The sequence below is a fragment of the Bacillus sp. MZGC1 genome (assembly GCF_002998605.1).
In the GTDB taxonomy this organism is placed as follows: Bacteria; Bacillota; Bacilli; order Bacillales; family Bacillaceae; genus Bacillus.
In genome coordinates, this window is sequence record NZ_PVRE01000005.1 from 38,217 (window position 1) to 60,630 (window position 22,414).

The 22,414-nt window shown below is 39.3% G+C and carries 19 protein-coding genes and 2 other annotated features; of the genes, 5 read left to right on the top strand and 14 right to left on the bottom strand.

Annotated elements, in window-relative coordinates:
* Nucleotides 1-12: 12 nt before the first annotated feature.
* Nucleotides 13-123, top strand: coding sequence for a YnfA family protein (locus C6Y06_RS15335; protein WP_106037171.1), 111 nt, complete (start codon nucleotides 13-15; stop codon nucleotides 121-123).
* A gap of 59 nt (nucleotides 124-182) precedes the next feature.
* On the opposite strand, the gene C6Y06_RS15340 is transcribed toward C6Y06_RS15335, so the two are convergent.
* From C6Y06_RS15340 to C6Y06_RS15355, 4 genes are all read right to left on the bottom strand, one after another.
* Nucleotides 183-1,223 (bottom strand): NAD(P)/FAD-dependent oxidoreductase, encoded by a 1,041-nt coding sequence (locus C6Y06_RS15340; RefSeq protein WP_060595800.1) that lies wholly within the window; start codon nucleotides 1,221-1,223, stop codon nucleotides 183-185.
* Between the two features lie 152 nt (nucleotides 1,224-1,375).
* The gene (locus C6Y06_RS15345; protein ID WP_034665049.1) at nucleotides 1,376-2,005 is read right to left on the bottom strand and encodes a rhamnogalacturonan acetylesterase; all 630 of its coding nucleotides are present in this window, start codon (nucleotides 2,003-2,005) and stop codon (nucleotides 1,376-1,378) included.
* A 151-nt stretch (nucleotides 2,006-2,156) separates the two neighbouring features.
* Complete coding sequence (locus C6Y06_RS15350; RefSeq protein ID WP_060595799.1) at nucleotides 2,157-2,621, bottom strand: DUF6884 domain-containing protein; 465 nt, start codon at nucleotides 2,619-2,621, stop codon at nucleotides 2,157-2,159.
* Nucleotides 2,618-3,166 carry a VanZ family protein gene (locus C6Y06_RS15355; RefSeq protein ID WP_034665053.1) on the bottom strand — a complete coding sequence of 183 codons (549 nt, stop codon included), beginning with the start codon at nucleotides 3,164-3,166 and terminating at the stop codon, nucleotides 2,618-2,620. Before C6Y06_RS15355 ends, C6Y06_RS15350 begins: the two co-directional genes overlap by 4 nt.
* A gap of 173 nt (nucleotides 3,167-3,339) precedes the next feature.
* On the opposite strand from C6Y06_RS15355, the gene C6Y06_RS15360 reads away from it, so the two are divergent.
* The 3 genes from C6Y06_RS15360 to C6Y06_RS15370 all read left to right on the top strand — a co-directional run bounded on the left by C6Y06_RS15360 (nucleotide 3,340) and on the right by C6Y06_RS15370 (nucleotide 4,651).
* Nucleotides 3,340-3,918 (top strand): TetR/AcrR family transcriptional regulator, encoded by a 579-nt coding sequence (locus C6Y06_RS15360; protein ID WP_106037242.1) that lies wholly within the window; start codon nucleotides 3,340-3,342, stop codon nucleotides 3,916-3,918.
* A gap of 73 nt (nucleotides 3,919-3,991) precedes the next feature.
* Entirely contained in the window at nucleotides 3,992-4,336 is a 345-nt protein-coding gene (locus C6Y06_RS15365) for a DMT family transporter (RefSeq protein WP_017358819.1), read from the top strand.
* Nucleotides 4,337-4,651: a DMT family transporter gene (locus C6Y06_RS15370; RefSeq protein ID WP_003217878.1), complete on the top strand. Its 315-nt coding sequence runs from the start codon at nucleotides 4,337-4,339 to the stop codon at nucleotides 4,649-4,651. It abuts the gene before it with no gap.
* 53 nt (nucleotides 4,652-4,704) lie between these two features.
* Here C6Y06_RS15370 and C6Y06_RS15375 read toward each other — a convergent pair whose 3' ends face one another.
* Genes C6Y06_RS15375 through C6Y06_RS15385 form a run of 3 tightly spaced genes read right to left on the bottom strand, consistent with a single transcriptional unit; the run spans nucleotide 4,705 to nucleotide 11,791 of the window.
* The gene (locus tag C6Y06_RS15375) at nucleotides 4,705-5,031 is read right to left on the bottom strand and encodes a hypothetical protein (protein WP_060595798.1); all 327 of its coding nucleotides are present in this window, start codon (nucleotides 5,029-5,031) and stop codon (nucleotides 4,705-4,707) included.
* Nucleotides 5,024-5,626 (bottom strand): class D sortase, encoded by a 603-nt coding sequence (locus C6Y06_RS15380; RefSeq protein ID WP_060595823.1) that lies wholly within the window; start codon nucleotides 5,624-5,626, stop codon nucleotides 5,024-5,026. Before C6Y06_RS15380 ends, C6Y06_RS15375 begins: the two co-directional genes overlap by 8 nt.
* A 21-nt stretch (nucleotides 5,627-5,647) precedes the next feature.
* The gene (locus C6Y06_RS15385) at nucleotides 5,648-11,791 is read right to left on the bottom strand and encodes a SpaA isopeptide-forming pilin-related protein (RefSeq protein ID WP_106037172.1); all 6,144 of its coding nucleotides are present in this window, start codon (nucleotides 11,789-11,791) and stop codon (nucleotides 5,648-5,650) included.
* Between the two features lie 716 nt (nucleotides 11,792-12,507).
* Between C6Y06_RS15385 and C6Y06_RS15390 the strand changes: the two genes are divergently transcribed.
* Nucleotides 12,508-14,016, top strand: coding sequence for an AcpB/EbpR/MafR family transcriptional regulator (locus C6Y06_RS15390; protein ID WP_060595796.1), 1,509 nt, complete (start codon nucleotides 12,508-12,510; stop codon nucleotides 14,014-14,016).
* 55 nt (nucleotides 14,017-14,071) lie between these two features.
* Here C6Y06_RS15390 and C6Y06_RS15395 read toward each other — a convergent pair whose 3' ends face one another.
* The 7 genes from C6Y06_RS15395 to C6Y06_RS15425 all read right to left on the bottom strand — a co-directional run bounded on the left by C6Y06_RS15395 (nucleotide 14,072) and on the right by C6Y06_RS15425 (nucleotide 22,392).
* A complete protein-coding gene (locus C6Y06_RS15395; RefSeq protein WP_003217864.1) occupies nucleotides 14,072-14,353 on the bottom strand; it encodes a hypothetical protein in 282 nt (93 codons plus the stop codon).
* 331 nt (nucleotides 14,354-14,684) lie between these two features.
* Nucleotides 14,685-15,968, bottom strand: a complete 1,284-nt coding sequence (locus tag C6Y06_RS15400; protein ID WP_106037173.1) for a hypothetical protein — start codon at nucleotides 15,966-15,968, stop codon at nucleotides 14,685-14,687.
* Between the two features lie 26 nt (nucleotides 15,969-15,994).
* Nucleotides 15,995-16,561, bottom strand: coding sequence for a hypothetical protein (locus C6Y06_RS15405; protein ID WP_060595794.1), 567 nt, complete (start codon nucleotides 16,559-16,561; stop codon nucleotides 15,995-15,997).
* Between the two features lie 173 nt (nucleotides 16,562-16,734).
* Nucleotides 16,735-18,657: a threonine--tRNA ligase gene (gene thrS, locus C6Y06_RS15410; protein ID WP_106037243.1), complete on the bottom strand. Its 1,923-nt coding sequence runs from the start codon at nucleotides 18,655-18,657 to the stop codon at nucleotides 16,735-16,737.
* Nucleotides 18,658-18,707: 50 nt separating this feature from the next.
* Nucleotides 18,708-18,932 (bottom strand) — a binding site (T-box leader).
* 37 nt (nucleotides 18,933-18,969) lie between these two features.
* Nucleotides 18,970-19,192: a binding site (T-box leader), on the bottom strand.
* A 178-nt stretch (nucleotides 19,193-19,370) separates the two neighbouring features.
* Nucleotides 19,371-20,063 (bottom strand): HNH endonuclease, encoded by a 693-nt coding sequence (locus tag C6Y06_RS15415; RefSeq protein WP_106037174.1) that lies wholly within the window; start codon nucleotides 20,061-20,063, stop codon nucleotides 19,371-19,373.
* Between the two features lie 119 nt (nucleotides 20,064-20,182).
* Nucleotides 20,183-21,013 (bottom strand): DNA alkylation repair protein, encoded by an 831-nt coding sequence (locus C6Y06_RS15420; protein WP_106037175.1) that lies wholly within the window; start codon nucleotides 21,011-21,013, stop codon nucleotides 20,183-20,185.
* 191 nt (nucleotides 21,014-21,204) lie between these two features.
* On the bottom strand, nucleotides 21,205-22,392 hold the full coding sequence (locus tag C6Y06_RS15425) for an MFS transporter (RefSeq protein WP_060595791.1): 1,188 nt from the start codon (nucleotides 22,390-22,392) through the stop codon (nucleotides 21,205-21,207).
* Nucleotides 22,393-22,414: the final 22 nt, after the last annotated feature.

Sequence of the window (22,414 nt, forward strand, 5' to 3'; positions counted from 1 at the left end):
TTTCACCTCCATATGTACTACGTCTCATTTGCCAAAAAGTTCCCTTTTTCTTACGACTGGATAGGTGCTTTGATCTATTTAGCCGGGGTCAGTGTGATGTTATTTGCGCCCCGCAGTTCATAGTCCCACATAAAAAGTGCTGCCACATGCGGGCAGCACTTTTATGATGTGATTTGAATGATTTAACGAGCTCCAGCCGTTTGCAATTCTTTGTTTTTCTCTTTAAAGCGTTCATTATGTGAGGACACGTACGCCACTTTTTCGGCTTCTGGTTCGATATAAAGCTTTGCGCTATTGAGCGCATTGACTCCGTCAACAAATGTCCCAGCTATTAAGCGGACCTTGCTTTTATGTGTACATAAATCACCTACCGCATAGACCCCCGGTAAATTGGTTTCCATTTTTTCATTGACCTCGATCAGTCCCCATTCACCTTGCTTGAGTCCCCATTCTGATAATACACTTAAATCACCTTTCATGCCGTGATTGACGATGACAGCGTCTGTTTCCATTCGTTCGATTTCACCTGTCTCTATGTTTTGGATGGTGACAGCATCAATTTTATCGCCTTGACCATGAAGTTCTGTCAGTTCATGCGGGGTTAAAATTCGTGTGCAAGATGCCTTCATGTTGGCGACGTTTTTCTCATGTCCGCCAAACATGTCACGGCGATGCACGACGGTCACACTTTCAGCAATCGGAACAAGCGCATTTGCCCAGTCAACCGCTGAGTCGCCGCCTCCAGAGATAACAACCCGCTTTCCTGCAAATGTCTTAAGCTCCTGCACTGTGTAATAAAGGTTTGTCACTTCATAGCGGTCTGCATGCTCGATTTCAAGTTTCCGCTGAACTGGAATACCGTGACCCATCGCTAATATGAGGGTCTTTGTCAAATGGCGATCGCCATTTTCAGCCGTCAGCAGGATGTGATGATGTTCATCGCGTTCAAAAGACGTGATTTTCTGATTCAGTGCAATCTCTGGTTCAAATGTTTTCGCCTGCGTTTCCAGCTGCTGAATCAGCTGTTCTCCTCTTGTTGGCGGCAAACCCCCTACATCCCAAATGACTTTTTCAGGATACAGAAGGATTTTTCCACCAAGGCTTTCGTTGTATTCAAGTACCTTGGTCTTTAAGTCTCGCATCCCACTATAAAAGGCGGTGTACATTCCTGCTGGACCGCCGCCAATAATGGTGACGTCAAACAATTCAAGCTGCTCTGTCATTTGAGTCCCTCCAGTTTTTCATCGATTGATCTATTTGTCAGTGATATTGATTCTCATTATCATATGTATCTATTGTAGTCTACTCTGGTGAAAGGAATCAATAGCTTTCTGCAAAAAAGAACAGGACGAGCGCTTACTCGTCCTGTCATCCATCACACAATCGTTAATCCAAGGTCTTTTAATTCAAGCGAAACAAGTCGTGCGATCGCATCTGCTCCTTCTTTTGTAAAGTGCGTGCGATCCTCTATGCCTGTTGACAGCATAAAGTAAGAGGTCGTTTTCTCTATGCCGGAAATTTGATAAAACTGAAGGCTTGCCGTATTCAAATCAACGAGCAGGACCTCTTCTTCATCGGCTAGTTCTTTCATAGCGGCACAGTAATCAGGGAAATCATTGATATATTCACCGTCTTTTTCATGAAAGCGGCCGACTGGCGTTAATAAAAGCGGTGTTGCTCCTTTCGCTCTTGCTCCATGAATATATTGAGACAAATAGCTTTTATACGTCGTGAAAGGATCTGTATGCCGCTCGGGCTTCTCCGTTGAAGCATCATTGTGCCCCATTTGTGTGAACAGCCAATCCCCTGGCTGAATGTCAGCCAATATGTCATCAAGCCGTCCTTCTTCAATGAATGTTTTTGAGCTTCTTCCACCGATTGCACGGTTTTCGACGCTCACGCCTTGCGCTGTATAGCGATGTAAAAACTCTCCCCATCCTCCTTGAACAGGACGGTCTGGGTAAGATGAAACGGTTGAATCACCAGCTAAATAGATGGTTGTCATGTTCATACGCCCCCTTTTTCAAATAGCCACCTCTTCTAAGCGATGCGGACATCCTAGTGGCTGCTGAAAAGATATGAAACAATCAGCATCGCTACTTCATTCATTCTCTTTTTGATGATCAAAACCCTGCCTACCAGTAGATGTGAATGGTTTAAATATGCGGCGGAAGTTCTACTTTTGTCTCAACGGCTTGCTTTAACGCCTGAAGCATGTAGCCAATTCCTTTATATGGAGCCAGCGGATAAATCGCTGTTTGATGAGGAAGTAACAAAGGATCGATCACCTTTCGATATTTCTTTCCACCTAGAATCACTAGTTCATCATATGCAGTGAGATGTTTTTCATGAAATTGTTGCCTTAGTGCTTCTCGTGTCATTTGATCAGCATGCGGTGTACCAAAAGCCACATCATAATTTTCATGAATGATCTCATCTGCCTTTAAGAATCCATGCTTCGCTGATAAGATCAGCCAGTCTGAAAAGAACGTTTGGGCATAGCTTTTCGTGCACTGATGCAGCGGACTTAAATAAACAAGATTCGCCGGCTGGCTCCCTGCCTCTGGATGGACGTCCCAAATTTTCTTAGCCCCACATGGAATGATACAAACTCGCTTCACTTGATTTTCTCCTTCCTTCGTCGATACATCCGATACAAGATACAACCTAGCGCTGTGCCAAGTGTATTTAAGAGGATATCATCAATATCGCTGCTTCTTGTAATGATACCAGATTGCGAGAACATCCATTGAAGCACTTCAATCATTGTTGACAAGAAAAAGCCAGCAAGAATCGCCTTTTGCCAGCGCATGGTACGAAATGCTTGATATAGAAAAAAACCAAGTGGCACAAATAACAAAATGTTCCCTGCCAGATTTAAAAAAACAAGATTGGGATAGCCGTGATGGTAGGCGTGAAGATTTTGATAAATGGACTGCAAAGGCATGAGGTTGACACTCACCTGATCCCTTGGTGCAGAAAAACGATTTGGAAAGACCGTCAAATATAATAAAACATTCGTATAAATAAATAGACAGGCAAGAACTAATTCTGTACGTAAATAGATAAATCGTTTTTGCTTTTTCGCCTGTCTGTATCTCATATGTAGATAGAGCGGGACGAGCAGGAGAAAATAAGCAATGGAAACTATAGCACTGGATGTCATACGGAGAGCTGCCCCTTTCTCACATGATGCTTGACCATATTTACAGCTTATTCAGGCCTGCACGCATCTATTCATCACTTATTCTCATATTCAATGACGAGAATACCATATTGACAAATCGTCATTTTTCAGCTAAACTGACTGACATTCAGTCATTTAAGGTCGGTGAAGATGTGTCGAAACGAGAAAAGGTTATGCTTGCTGCCATTGACGCGTTTAAAGAAAAAGGAATTGAAAAGACGACCATATCGGATATTGTGAAAGCAGCAGGAGTGGCGCAAGGGACGTATTATTTATATTTTCCTTCAAAGCTGTCTGTCATGCCTGCTATCGCAGAATATCTGATCTCACAGATGGTCCCCGCTATTGAAAAGGAATTAACTCAGCATGCGGATGTCCTCGATCAAGCAGATGCGCTTGTTGAATTCATCTTCTCTTTTACAAGACAATACCGTGATGTCCTTGCTCTGACCTACTCAGGTTTAGCTGCAACGGAGCATTTAAAGGAATGGGAAGATATTTATGAGCCGATTTACAAATGGGTCGCTGCTTTTTTAGAAAAAGCAAAGCAGGACAAAAGAGTCCGTGCGAATTTGAACTGTCAATATGCAGCCAAATTCATTATCGGTTTACTTGAATCGTCTGCTGAGCAAATGTACTTATTTACAGAAACAGATACAGAAGAGGTTCTGATTCAAAAGCGAGAGGTGAAGCAATTTCTTCTTTACGCACTTGGCATAGAGACACCTTAACTTAGTACAGCACTTGCTGTACGCTCTTTTTTGGTTTCAAAATGACGAATCGTCAGTTTTAGGAGGAAATAGGATGAAAAAAAGCTGGATGTATGTCGCACTCACTTGTTTATTCGAATTACTTTGGGTGTTTGGTTTAAATAAAGCTGATGCTGTGTGGGAGTGGGCGATCATTATATGCCTGATCCCAGTTGATTTTTACTTTTTAATGAAAGCCTGCGAGAAGCTGCCGACAGGGACCGTGTACGCCGTGTTTGCCGGAGTTGGAACGATTGGTACGTCTTTGATGGATTATGCGCTGTTTGGCGGTTCATTTTCATTAGAAAAGCTCTTATTTATGGGCATTTTAATTCTCGGAATTATTGGACTGAAAGTGTCTGATGGGGATGCACATGAGCAGAAAGGAGAAGCGGTATAAATGGGCTGGTTTTTTGTACTGTTAGCCTCTGCCTGTGAAATTGGCGGAACCATTGGCCTCAATATGTTTAGTAAGAAAAAGCAAATCACGACAGGCATTTTATTTGTTGGCGGATTTGCCTTATCCTTTTTGTTTTTATACGCCTCGTTCTCTTCCGTTCAAGTATCCGTTGCCTATACGGTCTGGATTGGACTTGGAACGGCGGGCTCTGTCTTGTTTAATATGATTCTATTTAAAGAGCCGAAAAACATGATTCGTATACTCAGCTTGCTGCTGATCGTGATTGGTGTGGTCGGGCTGAAGTTGTTTGCATAATTGAATGACAAAAAAGGAAGGGAGTCAAAGCCCCTTCCTTTTTTATTTCTCGTTTAATGTGGATCATGCTGCTCGAGCAAGAGATCCATTGCGTAAATCGATTCGCCTTTTTCATCTAATAAAAAGTACACAATCAAAGGCTCTCCAAAAGCTGCTGTTTGCTGCGTGAACAAAACACAGGTGAATTTTTCGATACCAATTGGAAGCTTTCTTTTTAATATAGGATGAAGAATAGGCGAAGTCCGAATTGTATCTACATCAACATCCCAAAGTTCGTTTTTTAATGTTGGATAATGCTCTGATAACAATTGGTGTAACATGTCGGTCGTGAGCGCTGCTTTTCCATCGTACCCATCATCTATTATGTTGGTGTTATACATCCGACGGTTGCTCACCCTTTGAAGCATTGACTCGTATTCCTTTTAAGACAAATCGTTTCTGACCATCAAGAGTACAAGTGATCAATGTCAGTTCATTTTTCCCGCGATCCTTTAGTACATCAACATCCGTCGGTTCAATCGTAGCTGAGCTGACAATTTTATATTCATATGTTTCCGCTTGATGATGTAAGACGACTTTTTCTCCTTTCGGCACCTCTGGCAGCTGCCTGAAAAGACGATCACCTCTATACCCTCTATGCCCTGCAATCGTGAAATTCCCTTCACCTGGCATTTGATGAGATTTGATTTGAGTCAGTGCAATACCTAAATTTTCTTTTGATGTAACTGGAAGCACTTTTTCGTTTAAATCAATTGACGGGATCTCTAGCTCCATCACATCTCGTAGGTCTTCCTCTGACACAGTTAAATGTGGAATAGAAGAAAGGGCATCACTGTCATTTTCTTCAATCATCTTTAATGCCTGTTCCATTGCCGCTGTCTCTTGAGAAGTTCGCCACTCATATATAAAAGGAATGGAGATGAGCATCAGCCCTGTGAACACCAAAAAGCTGCCTAATAAGGTTCTTTTTTTCATCAATAAACTCGTTCCTTCCTTTTACTGAATGGTTCTTCTTCTGACAACAAGAAGAACAGTTCCAGAAGCTACTAGTAAAATCCCTGCATACATCAAATAACGCAGCCATTCTTCTCCAGTCTTTGGCAGCTCACCGTTTGAGTCATGAGGCGGATGTTGATCCCATTTAGATGAGGCTGGAGGATTCGTGTGTTCCTCTTCATTCTTCACTGGTGCATTTTTCACAATCATTGTCTTGATCTCCACTTCTCCCATTTGAATTGTAAAGATGAGCGGCTTCTTTAAAGCTACATAACCATTTGGAGCTTTCGTCTCTGTGAGTATATACTCACCAGGTTTAAGCCCTTTTACAATGGCTTCTCCGTCTTTTCCTGTTGTCACAGATTTTATGGTTTTCCCGGCTTTTGTACGAATGTCAAAGGCTGCACCTTTTAAGGTTCTATCTGTCTGCTGATCTACTTTTATGATATGCAGACTTCCTAAGATCAAGTGATTCTTCGCTGTTAATTGAAGTGGCTTCTGCTGATTTTTCTCAATTGTAAACAGGATCGGCTGATCATCCAATTGATAGCCGTGAGGTGCTTTCGTTTCAACGAATTGATATTCTCCCGGTTTTAGATGGTTGATGTGGAGCTTTCCTTTTTGATCCGTTACAAGTGATTTCTTCAACGTTTTCCCTTCTTTACTTAGAAGAACAAACTCAGCATTTTCCAGCGTATGTCCCTCATCATCCACTTTGGTCAGTTCCACTGCTCCCGGCGTCAGTTTGTTGATCATTTCTACTTTTGCTGGTTTGTCTTGACCTAAACGAATCGTAAATGAGACAGGTGTCTGATCCAATTCATAGCCGGCAATGCTTGCTGTTTCGACAAATTGGTAGGTGCCTGGCTTCAGTTGATCGACTGTCAGTTGACCGTTTTTGTCTGTCTTTAAGTCTTTCTTTATACGTTGATCGTGCTCATCAAGCAGATCGAAGGTCACTCCATTGAGCAACTGACCATCTTCTCCTTTTTTCTGAAGCTTCACAGCACTTGTCGTCCGAATATTTTCTTTTGTCACTTTCACCAGTTGATTTGGGTTGAATTCAATCTTAAAGTCTACTGGTTCTGCATCAAGTTTATGTCCAAAAGGAGCCTTCGTTTCAACCAATTGGTAAGCGCCTGGTTTCAAATCGTTGACAGTGATGATGCCTTTCTCGTTGGTTGTTAAACCCGACATCAATTCTTTGCCATCGTCATTGAAAAGGGTAAATTCTGCGCCTTTCAATCTCTCTTTTTCTTCCCCTATTTTTGTTAGTTCTACAGCACCTTTTTTGAGCTGATTGATTGCCTCCACTTGAATCAACTTTTTTTGACCTAATTCAACTTGAAAGACAAGTGGTTTCGCATTCAATTCATAGCCTTCAAGACTCTTTCTTTCAACAAATTGATAGGTTCCAGGTTTTAGACCTGTGAAGGTGATTTTTCCATCCTGATTGGTTGTAATCCCTTCTCCTCCTGCCACTATCTTTCCTTTAGCATCAGATAGATCAAAGACAACCCCTTCTAAAGATTTCCCATCTTCGCCTTTTTTGTGCAGCAGCACTCCGCCTGTTGTGCGGCTATTTTCTTTTGTGACACTGACCAGCTTCTGTGGGTTAAATGGAATAGCAAAAGTGACAGGTGTTTCGTCAAGCTCATGACCGAATGGAGCCTTCGTTTCAACAAACTGATAGGTTCCAGGTTTAAGATCGCTGATTGTGATCTGCCCGTTCTGATCTGAGACGAGACCCGTTTCAATCTCTTTTCCATTTGCATCTAAAAGCTTGAATTCTGCTCCTTTAAGCACATCATTCTTTTCACCGAGCTTCGTGAGCTGGACAGCTCCAGTTTTAAGATCATTGATTACTTTGATCTCTGCCTGAGTTTTTTGTGCGACTTCGATGGTAAAAGGATAAGGTTTATTTTTCTTTTGGTAACCATCAATACTCTCTGTCTCCACGAGCTGATATTTGCCCGGTTTGAGGTTGTCGACCAAAAGCTTCCCATCTTCATCTGTTGTCAAATCTTTACGCACAACTTCATCATTTTGATCCATGATTTCAAATCGAACACCTTGAAGCTTCTTGCCATCTTCCCCTTCTTTCATCACTTCTAATGCACTTGTTTCATAGAGGTTCTTTTTCGAAATGATGACTGGTTCCTTTGGATCGAGTGGTACTTCAAATTTGATTGGCGTTTCATCTAATACATAACCATCAGGTGCTTTTGTTTCAATGAGCTGATACGTACCCGGTCTTAGTTCATTTATCGTGACCTTGCCATTTTCTCCTGTGACAAGCGAACCATTTAGCTCATGCCCATCTTGATCTAAGAGCTTGAATTGTGCACCTTCTAGTCTCTCTCCGCCTTCGCCTATTTTGCTCAATTCTGCAGAGCCTTTTATCATGTCATTTACTGCGGTTACAGTCGTTGTATCTGTTTGATTCTCTTTAATTGTGAACGGCCATTTTTGCTGATTTAATTGATAGCCTTTCGGTGCGTTTGTCTCAACGAAATAATAGGAACCTGGCTCAAGATGTTTGAAAAGAATTTCTCCTTTTTCATCCGTTTTCAAATGGGTTTGGACGGTATCTCCAGATTCATTTCTTAGTTCAAATTCTGCATTTTCTAATGCTGCACCCGTCTCTTTGTCTTTTTTTGTTAACTTGACATGCTGGCGGATTTCTTGGTTCTGCACCGTCATGCTATTTCCTGTTTTCGCTTGATCTCCTGATTCGTAAGGCTGATCAATCGTTACATGGATCGGTTCTTTGGTCTTCATATAACCATCAGGTGCTTTCACCTCTGTCACTATATAGTCACCATACAAGAGACGATCAAATCGAAGAGCTCCTTCTTCATCTGTTGCCTTTGTTCCAATGACGATACCGCTCGCAGCATCTGTCAGAGAAAAGCTTGCTCCTTTTAGCACTTTTCCACTACTCGCATCTACCTTTTTAATGGTTAAAGCGCCAATCGCTCCCGTGCCATCTCCCATGCCAGCGGTGCGTTTTACCACAATTGAGGCTTCGGATTCCTTTTTTATTTCTTTTACATTTTCACCTCTAAACGTTACTTCGTTTTGAAGTGTACTTCCCACCTTATCTAAAATGAGAGATTGATATTCTAAAATATATGGTCTGGTGATGTCTTCTTTAAATTTGATTTGAAAAGAGTCTGGATCGAATTCAAGGTCTAGCTCATAATCCTTCCCTTTTTCCAGCTCTTCCTTTTTGGTCACTTGCCCCTTTTCATCTATTGTCGTCGAATAGAGATGAAATGAGTTTTCTATTATGGCTTGGTTACTGCTCGGATGGTCTATAATCGTCGCATCTTGGACTGTTGATTGACCAAAATTGATATTCAGTTTCCAATCAATAACTTTCCCTTGCTGATTTCCTGATTTGCTCGTGTATTTCCCTCCATTTGGAATGGACACTACAGCGTTCACATCTGATTCTTTCGTCTTTCCATCATAAAGGGCCGCTTTATTTTCGTAGGTTTTCTGTACTAAATCCATTCCTTCAACACTTGTTTGATACGTGATTTTGTATGGGGAATCAATGGCATTTTTGAAAATGACTTCGAAGCCTGATTCTCCCTTTTCATTTTCAAGGAATTTGATGTCATAATGTTCTTTCGCTAATACCTCTTTTTCTTCTGCTCCATTTTCCCCGCCATGTAAATCAAGCGAGTAGATGGTGATTGAATCTTTAAGCAAACGCTGATTTCCTTGAATGAAATCCTCGATTTTCGCCTCTTCTAAATGTTTCAAGTTATAGTTCACACCGATATTCCAGGTGATCTCTTTTTTCTTTGCATCATATGTTCCGTTCTTGAACCCATTTGACTGCGTATATGTGTCAGGCGTGAAGACAGACTGATTTTCCTTCGTCAATTCCTTGCCATCTTCATTTACCCATTCAAGCTTTACATGATTACGCAAGTTCTTTTGATCTTTATCTGCTCTTTTTTCATAATCAAAAGACGTTGTATATGTGACTACATGTTCTGTCTTTATTTCTTTCGTAAATTGAATATCAAATCCATTTGCATGTTCAACTATTTGATAATCTGTGCCTTCTTCAAGCACTGTATTTCCTGTCGTCACTTTTAAACTATCTTTTTGCAGCGTCAATCCTTCGTTTGTAAACGTATCTTTTAATATCAGGTTGTTCATGGTTTGTTGATCTTTGTTGAAGATGATACGCCATGGAATGGTCTTGTTTTTGTAATTCGGTGTTCCATGATTTTTCGTTAGGATTTGTTGGTCAATTCTTTGCTTCCCTTGTTTGCTCTCTTTGCCAGCTGTTACAGTATTGATAATCTCTTCAGCTTCAAAAATCCGCTCGGTTGCTTTTGTTTGATATGTGATGAGATAAGCAGATTGAATATCTTGATTGAATTGCAAGGTAAACCCGTTTTGTTCATCCTTTTTTTGAGGTTGAACCACATAATTTCCAAACGCTTTTGTTCCTGATTCTTTGCCATCCTGATCAATTGTGACTTCCTTGACTTGAAATGAATCAGAAATCAGCGCCTGTGTGCCATTAAAGAAGTCTTCTAACAAAGCATCCTTTTCAGCAATCTTTTTTTCGTTATAGTTATAACGAATTTCCCACGTAATTATTTGTGTGACTGGGTCGTAGTGGGCGGCTTTTTTACTTAAAGGACTGCCTCTTGTCACATTCACTGTTCCTTCTGCTGAACTAATCACTTTATCAGCAGAGACAAGGGACGCTTTATTACGAAACGCAGACTGATCTTGATTCGTAATGTCCGTTTCATACATTAAACGGTAAGCTAGATGCACGTCATCTTTAAATTCAATCGTGAAATCTTGACCATCTGCTGTTTGGCCGATTGTGTAGTGGTTTTCGTCAAGCAGCTGACCAAGCGAGGTTTCACCATTTAGCTTTGTATCAACACGGTAAAGCTTGATTGAATCTTTTTTTAACGCTTGACCTTCTTGAATCGGATCTAACAGTCTCGCTTGTTTCACATCGTCTAAGTCCATATTAAAATCGACTGTCCATTGAATGGTTTCAGCATTGTAAGATCGATTGGGTTTTCCCTTTTTAGAGACATTTGGGCCATTTGGAATGTATTGAATCGGGATCGATATCGTATCTTTGCCTTCAATTGGAGTAATGACCACTTCTTTTTCTTCAGTAATGACAGTTTTTTTATCTAATTGCGTCCACACTTGAAGTGTTCCATGGATATTTGAATATTGTTTGATAAAGTCAGTGAATTCGATGGAGGCATTTCCACTTTCATCTACAGAAAAATAACCAATGGTTGCTTGATTAAATTTCATCTCGAGACGATCGATTTTTTCGTAAATCACTAATTCCTCTGGAACCTTGAAATGGAATTCATCACCGCCATTATAGCTATGCCCATTCGGGATGGCCCACTTATAGTTAATGGAAATCAGCGAGTTGATATCAGGCCTATCAACTGAATTTCCTTCCTGATCTTCAAATATCAATTTCGCATCAGTGAGGAGATTTTCTTGTATCAGCATTTGTTTTGAAACACTTTGCAGCCCTACACGCTTAGATATGCTCACTTTGTTTTTTAGTAATTCATCCTCATCGCTTTGTTTCGTTTGAGCGGCTTCTTGATTCTTAGCTGCTTTGTCTTTCTCAGTTGAGGTTGTGTCATCTTTTGGAAGGCTTTCTTTACGCTCGTTTTGCTTTGTTTTCTCTTTTTGCTCAGATATACTAGTGACATCGATGTCTATTGCTCCTTCTAAATTTGGATCAAGCTCAACATCTTCTTTAAATATGACCGTCACTTCATTTTGTTTTGAAACGGTATACTCTCCAACAGATACTTCATTGACAATAATTGGTTCATTCTGCTCCTTCTCTACCTGAATGGCTGAAGGAAGAGAGAGAACATACGGATATTGCTTTTTTAGATCAATTCCTTTTATAGACCAATGGACAGTGGCCTTTCTTACTTGCTGATCTTCCATGTTTGATAACTTGTTTCCTTCGCTATCAGCAAACTCAATATCCCCATAAATGTTTTCTTGGCTTTCTTTGGCTTGTGCCCCTGCCAGAGGCAAGATTCCTAATATACTAGACTGTATGACTAACACCGCGATGAGAGCCAATGACAATATTCTTTTCAATACATCCACCCTTTTCTAAAATTAATTTTCAACAACGATAAAAAACCATTTGTATCTTGTCTGATAAACCACTCCGTTTCTAATCAAATATTTTCTAAAAATTGCACCTTAAGACCCTATGAATAAAATGAGATGATCAATCATGAGCTTGAAAGGTAATCATGAGTAGTGGATATAGTAACTGGATAGGGGTCTATAGAAATGGGGAATAGTGAGAGGGATCATGAAAAAATAAATGTGAATTTTCTATTTATACTGGAATGAACAATAAATGATGTTTACATGCTTATATAATCATATATTCACATATGGTTCATTCATATGAAACAAGCATGTATCATATGGTATGTATGGTGAGACAGTTCAGCATCATATAGATCGCATTCCTTTCTACTCCCTTTCATATGGTAATCAAAAAGCTTCTCCGTTTTATTCTTACATTTACCGTTTCAACAGCAAAAAAATAAACAAAATATCTAAAATGATCCATTTTTATAGGATTCATGGCTTACTTATCACCTTTTAAAAGAAAAATATGGAGAATCAGCGCATAACATTTGTTTTCGTCTAATTTTTTTCTCTTTTATCATCAAAAGTGAAGACAAAACGATTTAGCCTAAACATTACAATCATTTCATGCCTATTTTGAGAATCAAATGTTCTTTAAGTGAACTTCATAATATAGAGGCAAGCCAAGGGAAGGAGTTAGTTGTTTGATGGAGCTCATTGATAATAAATCAAAGAGATGGATAAAAATTTTAAAACTGCTTGTATCCAAAAATAAGTGGTGGAGCCTTCAAGAAATATCGAATGAACATATCGGTTCGGTTCGTGCCATTCAAAGCGATTTAGAACAAATGAAATCGTTCAAAACAGAGAATGGAGAGCCGTTAATCCACATAAAGCCAAGACAAGGCATATCCATTTGTTATACACAGACGATACGAGTAGACTACTATATCAAAGAAATTTTAAAAGATACGATTGAAATTCGATTGATTGACGGCATTTTTTTCGAACAAAACAGGTCTTTCTATGAATGGATGGACACGCTTAATATTAGTAGATCCACATTGTATAACACCATTCATAAAATCAATTCGATCCTTACATCCTATGACATCGAGTTACGCCCAGATAGTATGCAGTTCCATGGGAATGAGAAGGAGATTCGTCAATTCTTTGTTGAGTTTTTGTTTGAAGTGTATGGAAGCCGGCTTTGGCCATTCGATGATATTCAAAAGCAAGACGCAGTTGATTTATTACAAGAGCTATTTCAGGTGCTCGAAGTCAATGTACCAGATGTGGCTATAGATAAATACTGCCTGTGGCTCGGTGTTTCCATTCACCGAGTGAGGAAAAATTTTACCATACGACGCAATTATACGTACTCGATGAATGAAGAAAAACAGACCTCTACAGCCAAAGGTATCTATAATCAAATCAAAAACTGGGAAGAGCATATTTGCCAAATGACAAAGGACATTTTTGGTATTACACTGGATCATCACGAATTTGTCTTTTTACTATTGATCGAACCAGCTATTGGCCACTTTAAATCAATTGAATCTGTCGAAGAAAAGTTGACGTTCTTTCAATCGCATACACCACACCTCTTTGAAGCCATTCATTCATTTATCAATCAATTGGAGTTGATTTATCATCAAGAGGTGGCTAATCGCAAGGTGATGACACTGATTCTTCTCCAATATTATGTGTATTCTAAGGAAATTACCGTGAGAGATGGATTCCTTTTCAAAAAGAAATCGAGTTATTTATCAGAGGTGAAAGAGCAGCTTCCTTACTTCTATTCGAGGATTACTCATATCATCCAAGAGTTAAAAACAGACGATATACTCGCTTCTTTTGTGAAAAATGAACGGGAATTGATCCGTATCATTACGTCTACCTGGAGAGGGCTTGTTCAATTTGAAATGGAGCGAAGAAACGTGTTGAACATATTTGTTATTTCAACATTAGGCTATTATCATAGTTTGTTTATAGCAGATTTAATTAAATTAAGCGTGCCTCCTCTCATTCACACTTTTACAAGTCCAGAAAATACATTAAATGATGTAACGATGGATCAACTTGGGATTGATATGATCGTGACCGATACCGAGCTCCCTATTCAATTTGGACGATATACACTGCTGATCAGCTCTTTTCCAACAAAGAAAGAATTGGACAACTTGAACCGAAGATTGGTTGATATGATCGACTAATCTTCATTCAAAAAAAGCTGCTTGAGAGCTTCTCAAGCAGCTTTTTGCTTCTGTATTAATGAAGCACGATTTGTTCATTCATCAAATCAATGGCGTAAAGTGATTGCTCATATTCATCTAATAGAAGGTATACTTTGAGCGGTGCAGCGGTTTGATCTGTCTGCTGCGTGAATAGTACACAAGTGAATTTTTCGATCCCCTCTGGCAGCTTGCTTTTCAGAAAAGGATGAAGAATAGGAGAGATTCGAAGGGTATCAACATCTTTCAGCCAAAGTTCATCTTGTAACGCAGGATAATGGTCAACCAAAAACTGACGAAACACTTCCAATGTACTCAAGGTAGATATCCTCACTTTCTTCTATCATGGCTTCAAGCTTACCTAAAAACAAACGTGTTCAAGTCATCCTATGATGTCAGTCCACCAAATGTCGTATACTACTAGAGACACGATTTCATTTTTCTTCAAAAAGCATTGTAGCTCAACTTTACTGTCAGGAGTGTTTACTATGTATGACGTCTACTATATTCCAACCGATGGACCTATGATCATATTCTTATCTGTTTCTTTCGTGATGAAACGACAACTTCCTGCTACAAAATTCCAAATTTCTTCAAAAAATTGGTGCAATGAGACAAAAAAGAACAGCTCCTCACTGTTCTTTCAGACATTATGAGAGGTCTTTCAAAGAAAACACTTCGCCGCTCTCTGCATCAACACCATCATGGCAATCGAGCTTTCCGCATAGAACATATTGTTTTTGCGCTTCGTCATAGACGTAGATAGGTGTCAGTTCAAGACGTTCTCTCAATTTTTCAAAGGCTTCTTTCTGAGATACAGTAATTTCACTTGCCGCTTGAGAGGGACTCAGTATCCCGCACACTTGAAACATTTCTTTTTTATCTATGTAATTAACGGCTTCAAACGAGCTGGCATCAATGAAGACCTTGATCTTGTCCATAAATCCACTGCCTTCTTGCCCGTTCATTTTTAATATCGCATGGATGTATCCATGATCACGATGGAGTGTTTTCAGAACCCACTTTCCTGTATCCTTTGAATATTTTTGCGCCAAAAAGGTTCGGACTGCTTTTATACACTCAGCTTGCTCTTCTTTTGATATCGGGATGGTATCCGGTGAAGGCTCCAATGAGAAAGCTTGTTCAGCTGAAATGTCCTCATGGATATTCATTTCCTTTTTTTCAAAGGCTTTGTTTAACGGTTCATTCCATTCAATGATCTCATTCATGTGTATACAAAGTGTTTCTTCACGCCCAATTTCAAACGGTATAGTTCCTGTTCCATCGTTCTTGACATAGATTTCTTCTAATGCATAAATTGTTCGAATTCGATTGTGCTCGAAGGAAGGCCATTGAAACTGCTGCACTTGCTGCTCGGCTAAGTTCTCCAGCTTATCAATAGAAAGCACATATTCCTCAGCTCTCAGTAATGTTTTGGCTAAAAATGGTCCGTGGTGTGTAAAGTACATGAGCTGTCCATGTTCATCCCATTTCACCTCAATTCTGCCTGAAGGCGTCACTTTCACACCATCTATTGCTTCTTCGAAAAAAAGTCCCCCTTTCTCCTTCTGATGCATGTGAAAATGCTCACCATAGATCAACCCTGTTTCTTGTTCGATCCATTGAATGACATGAGCTGGATATGGTCTCTTAAATGTGACACCATGCTGCGCATAGGTTTTGTCCATGACAAAAATAACTGTTTCCACCTGTCCCGTATTCAAATTCACTTCAATAATGGCTGTGCCGTCTGGGTTTAAATCGTCGTCCTCAGGTTCCGTTTCATGAGAGGGGAACCATTCCATATTGAATGTATAAATCGTTTCATTAAACATATTGACGTAACGATGAAAGCTGTGTCTTTTTAGATGATAAAGATCTAAGCCAAATTTCGCCTTTGTCTGATCAATCAGTTGTTTAATTTTTGCATTCAATGGTTTCACCTCAAAATAATGATGTTTTATGGAAGAAGAAAAATTACGATAAAGATAGAGATGATGATTGCCATCAATAACCCTAAAGCAATTCCCATCATGTTAGACTCTTTTGTATAGCCTGTTAATTCTCCTTCAGTCGATCTGTCGATTTTTCGAAAGCGAAAAAGCATGCTTATATTGATAGAGGCTAGAACGATTAAAAACAAGAAAATGGTAAATACAGGCTCGATGTCACTAAATGGATTCGTTACATTTTGAAAACTAAATGATTGAAAAAACATAATGCCACTCAATACGACTTTCCAAACATTCTCTAAAAATTTTTCTTTCTCCCACTCTTTTCCTAATTTCTCTTTTTCATAAATAGCTACCTGCTCAAAAATAGGTATGAAAAACTTTGTTTTTCCTTTTTTGATAAAGCCTATAATGCCTTGGAGAAGCATTAAAATGCCTAAACACAAAAAGAAATGTGTAAGTTGGATATTAAAGATTTGAATCACCATAAAAAAAGCGATGATCATAAGTCCGAATATCAAATTAGAGACAGCTATTTGTTTTGTCCTCATCTTTTTCAGTGCAGCTTGTTCCATGTAATACTCCTCTCCGTTTTAAATGTTTCTGTTGAACGCTCTATCTTTATTACGATTTTACCGAAAAAATGTTTCAATATTTTCCCTTTCTACTGTCAATTCGGCTTTTTTCGCAAATGAAAAGACGCCCATCATTCAATGAACGTCTTATCTTTCTTCATGAAATCAGCACATCATATTTGAACAGCTGATCTGTTTTTTATTTGGTGGGCTGCCAGGTGTTTAAAGTCATCAACAGACAGCTGTCTAGATGTCTTTTCTCCATGCTGTCTGATGTTCAGTGTTTTTTCTTCCATTTCTGTATCGCCAATGACAGCGATATAAGGGATTTTTTGCATTTGTGCTTCTCTCATTTTATAGCCGAGTTTTTCATCCCGTTCATCGATTATCACTCTTATTCCGATCTTTCTTAATTGCTGCTGCACCTCAAGGCAGTGATCAAGGTGAACCGTTGAGACAGGGATGATTTGTACTTGTACTGGTGCCAGCCATAACGGGAAGGCGCCTGCAAAATGCTCGATGAGAATGCCAAGGAAACGATCCAGAGAACCGAAAATGGCACTATGAATGACAACTGGCCGTACCTTTTCATTCTTTTCATTGATATATGTTAAATCAAATTTCTCAGGCATTTGAAAATCTAACTGAATTGTGGCGCACTGATGGCTCCGCTGCAAGGCATCTTTTATATGAAAATCGATTTTCGGGCCATAAAATGCCCCATCTCCTTCATTTAGCTGATAATCGACTTTTAGCCGATCAAGCACATTCTTTAGCGCTGATTCAGAGATATCCCAAATGGCATCATCGCCTAACGCTTTTTCAGGACGAGTGGATAGTTCCACAGAGTACTCAAACCCAAATGTCCGATACACATGATCAACTAATTGGAAAATCCGTTTGATTTCAGCTTCAATTTGATCTTCTCTCAAAAAAATATGGGCATCATCTTGGCAAAATGTTCTGACCCTGAACAATCCATTTAATGCTCCGCTAAATTCATGACGATGCACCTGACCAAACTCAGCCATCCTGATCGGAAGGTCTCTGTATGAAAATAAGCTGTTTTTAAACATGAGCATATGTCCTGGACAATTCATAGGCTTTAAAGCAAAGCTTGTATGGTCTACTTCTGAGAAATACATATTTTCATGATAATGATCCCAATGTCCCGACTTTTCCCAAAGCTCTTGGTTCATCATAAACGGTGTGCTCACTTCTTCATATTGCGCTTTGCCTCGCACTTCTCTAGAAAAAGCCATTAATTCATTTTTGACAAGCTGACCTTTTGGTAAATAAAACGGCATACCTGGCGCTTCTTCCGAAAACATGAACAGAGATAATTGTTTCCCTAATTTCCGGTGATCACGCTTGTTTGCTTCTTCCATGAAATGAAGATACTCAGCTAGATGTTTTGGAAGTTGAAACGCTACACCATACACTCGCTGCAATACATCTTGATGACTGTCACCCCGCCAATAAGCACCTGCAACACGTGTTAGTTTAAATGACTTTACGAACCCAGTAGAAGGTAAATGAGGCCCGCGGCATAAGTCGATAAATTCACCCTGCTGATACACTGTGATGGCTTCTTCAGATGGGAGTCGTTTTAAAATCTCCAGCTTATATGGATCATGTGCAAACAACGATTCAGCTTCTTTGTAAGAGACCTCCTTTCTTTGGATGAGATGATTCTCGTTTATGATCTTTTCCATCTCTTTTTCAATCTCTGCCAAATCCTCTACGCTTAATGTTTGATTTAGCTTCATATCATAGTAAAATCCATTTTCGATGACAGGTCCGATTCCAAGTGTGACATTGTCATATAACCTTTTCACCGCTTGGGCTAATACGTGTGCAGATGTATGGCGCAGCACTTCAAGCCCTTCTTTTGAATCGAGTGTGACAATAGACAGCCCAGCATCGCTGTCCAGCTGGTGACTTAAATCGACCAATTGATCATTGATCTTTCCTGCCACTGCTTTTTTCCTTAAACTCGGGCTAATATGGGAGGCAACACCTGCGACAGTCGTACCTGCAGAAAACTCCTTTATCTTTCCATCTGGAAATTGAATCTTCACCATGTTTTCTTTCATGACTGACACACCTTTCATTTTTTGATATAAAAAAACACACCCATCCCTCATAAAGGGACGAATGTGTAATCCGTGGTTCCACCCAAATTCCCATAACGCATTTTCGCTTTATGGCTCTGGTGCCGTAACGTGGCATAGTCGGTATTGGATACTTCAATTTTTCCCAATACAGCTCAAAGGTGGTAAGACAACTTTTCTGCGTTGGGAAGATTTCAGCGTGACTTCCCTCTCTAGTAACCGATAAAAGCTGCTCATGTCCTTTTCAAAGCAATGATGATATAGGAGTGAACAAAAAAACACACCCATCCCTCATAGAGGGACGAATGTGTGATCCGTGGTTCCACCCAAATTCCCATAACGCGTATTCGCTTTATGGCTCTGGTGCCGTAACGTGGCGTAGACGATATTGGATACTATGATTTCCCCAATACAGCTCAAAGGTGGTAAGACACTTTTCTGCGTTAGGAAGATTTCAGCGTGACTTCCCTCTCTGGTAACCAGTAAAAATGGCTCATGTCCTTTTCTTCGCTTTTAATTTCTCCATATCTTATATGATGATGATAGAACATGTAAAGCTTTATTTTGTGCAGAGCAATTGAAATTCATTCTTTAAATGATATGTTGGGTGATTTTTGACATTAATTAAATTTTGTCTGTTAGCATCCTATTTTGCTGTAGGAATAATTAAGCCAGAAATAATTTCCTTAGATTTCTTAATCCTGATAGTAAGAGTATAACTGTGAAATTTCTATATCTATTCCACCTTTAATAAGTCTTTGTATCCTACTGTTAAATAGCTTATCTAATATTTCTTTCTTGTCCTCAAATCGTCCATAATGGATTTTTTTATGACAGACTAAACAAATTGAAACAATATTAGCATGGATGTCTAAACTTTTATCAAATTGGTCTTGATATTGCATTGGTATTAAGTGGTGAGCCTCTACATAATTCTCTCCATTAAACTTAGAAATAAAATGCTTGTGTTGATTGTCAAACTCACATAAATAGTTTGCATCGGCTATAGCTCCACTTGCATATTTAGGATTTCTACGCCATACCTTTTTATTATTCACTAACCTATGTTTAGGCCTATTTTTTGGCTTATCCTCAATATCAACACTACTGATATCAGCAGAATTTCCTATTAGGTATTTTTTAAAATGATTTAAAGCTACACTATACATCCTATGTCCTTTTTCATTCTTCTTTTTAAACTCAGAATTATCAAGAATTGCATCGATAAAGGCAGTATCAGTTAAAGTAAATAAATTAAAACTCTGTAATCCATAATCTCTTAATTCTAATGATATTGTACCAATAGCTTTAGAGTATCTTCCTATAGAGTATGGTTTTATATTTGCATAAGTTCTTAACCATTCAGCAAAAGTATCTTGATTCATCAATGGTACTATTCACTCTCTCTGTATATTGTTTTCTTTATAAATGAATATTATTTTTAGAGTTAGTCAGCAGAAATAATATGAATTTTGTATTATAAAGAAATTTCAATTCATATTCTTATTCACAAATTCCCCTTCACAATCGTTCTCTTGGCTTTCTTAACAATTCTGCTAGTTGCTTTTGTATCAGAATCCTTTGACCACTGGTCGCACAGGTTTGTTACCCAATTTGGTTGTGTTTTACTAGCGTCATTGAGCCAGTTTCCTACAGAATCTTGAACATATGTTGATGGATCGGATTTGAGTAAATTTAGAATAGGCAGCACCCTCTCTGGCTCTTGTTTTAATAACTCAATATGCTTTGTCCATACCCCTCTAGGACGGATCGACTCTACAGAGAACCGGCGAATATTTTCATCCCCGCTTTTTGCCCATTCTGTTAAATATTCTATACTTTGATCAAGCTGATGACTGAGGCTTTCTCTCACTGACATCCACGCAATTTCTCGTACACCAAAATGATGATCAGCTGCAAATGGCTGAATGTACGCAAGTTTCTCTTCCAGAGTTGATAAGTGTTGTTTGTTCATATAAGCAGCCCAACAGCGAACGCTATCAGATACGTGGTGAGCAAATGCCTGTAGTACTTCCGCTTGTTTTTCCTCATTCTCTTCGTGTAGCACTTCATCTAACAATTGACCGATGAGACGAATTGCTTTCATTCCTGATTCAGCTTTTTGTTTAGTGATCTCAGATGAAATATCGTCTATATAATGGTCTAAACCAACGGACGGCAAAACATGCTGTATTAGCGTCATATGATTGACAGCCAGCCATTCAGTTAAATTCACACTTTCGATCTCTCCCTGATTCAAAAGGGTCCAGACGTCACGAGGGATATCAGTCCCCTTTCGAGCGCCTTTTCGATTGATGATATCCTCACTTATTTGCATTCTATTTTCTCTCCTCGTCTAGCAGTTCTTTTGTTAGACATTCATCGTTTTTAAAAGAAATTTGTTGATGCCTTCATTCTTTGGATATTGACTCCTATTGTAGCAAATAAACAACTTCACTGGTTCATTCTTCAAATCAAAAAGGAACTACCCGAAATAAGTAGTTCCTTCTATACAAAATTGAATTTAAGTTAGCTTCCTTGCTCGATCACCTTTAAACTCTTACGCTGAGAAAATCGGTCAAACGCCACCATTAGAATGGTCATGAGTAAAGCGAGAAAAACGGTTCCAGCACTGATCCAGCTTAGGTTTAATATAGATGTTTCGCTTAACACAATCCCTCCTACACCAGAGCCTAAGGCAAATCCGAATTGAATAAATGATGTATTGACACTTAATGCGATATCAGGAGATTTTGGTACAAGTGTTACAAGATATAGCTGCTGAGCTGGTGATGTGCTCCATGTAGCGATCATCCATATCATGATGACAGCCACCATGACCACGAGATTCCCTGTGACAAATGCTAGCAGCATGAGCATGATGATTTGCAGAATGATTCCAGAGAAAATCGTGAATATTGGGCCCTTTTTATCTGCTGCAATCCCTCCAAGGCTGGAGCCCAAAAAGCTGCATATTCCAGCTAGTAATAAAATGCCACTGATTTCTGTGATACTAAGGTTTGCTGATGCTTGCAGGAAGGGCGTTAAATAGGTAAATAACGTGGAATATCCACCTACATAGAATAGCGTCACTGCCACCGCAAGTAATATTCGCTTATCTTTTAAAATCGATAATTGCATACCAAGTGTCACCGGTTCTTGTTCTTTCATAGACGGAATTCGCCTATACACAACAATCAGCGGAATAAGCGTGATCAATCCAATGGTTGCGAATAATGCTTTCCATCCGATCATACTGCTTAGAAATGTCCCGATTGGAACACCTAAAACCAAGGAGCTGCTTAATCCCATTAAAATGATGCCAATGGCTGTTCCTCTTTTTTCACGTTCTACAAGACGAGTCGCAACAGCCATTGCCACTACAATAGCAGTCCCCCCACTGATTCCTTGTAAAATCCTTGTCATCATCACCATTTCAAACGAATGGCTGACACTTGTGATGAAATTACTTAAAATAAAAATGATCAGCATCCATGATAATATTTTTCTGCGGTCCATATTGATTGTGAGTGCAATGACAATCGGTGCGCCGATTGCTGCTGAGAGCGCTAAAGACGTGACCAATAATCCAGCAGCAGACGTCGTGACATGTAAATCATCTGCGACCATCTGGATAATGCCTGTAATGATATATTCGATCGTTCCAATTAAAAAGGCTGCTAATGCAAGTAAATAGACAACGGTTTTATTTTTCATCGTGACGTTTCTCCTTTGGGCA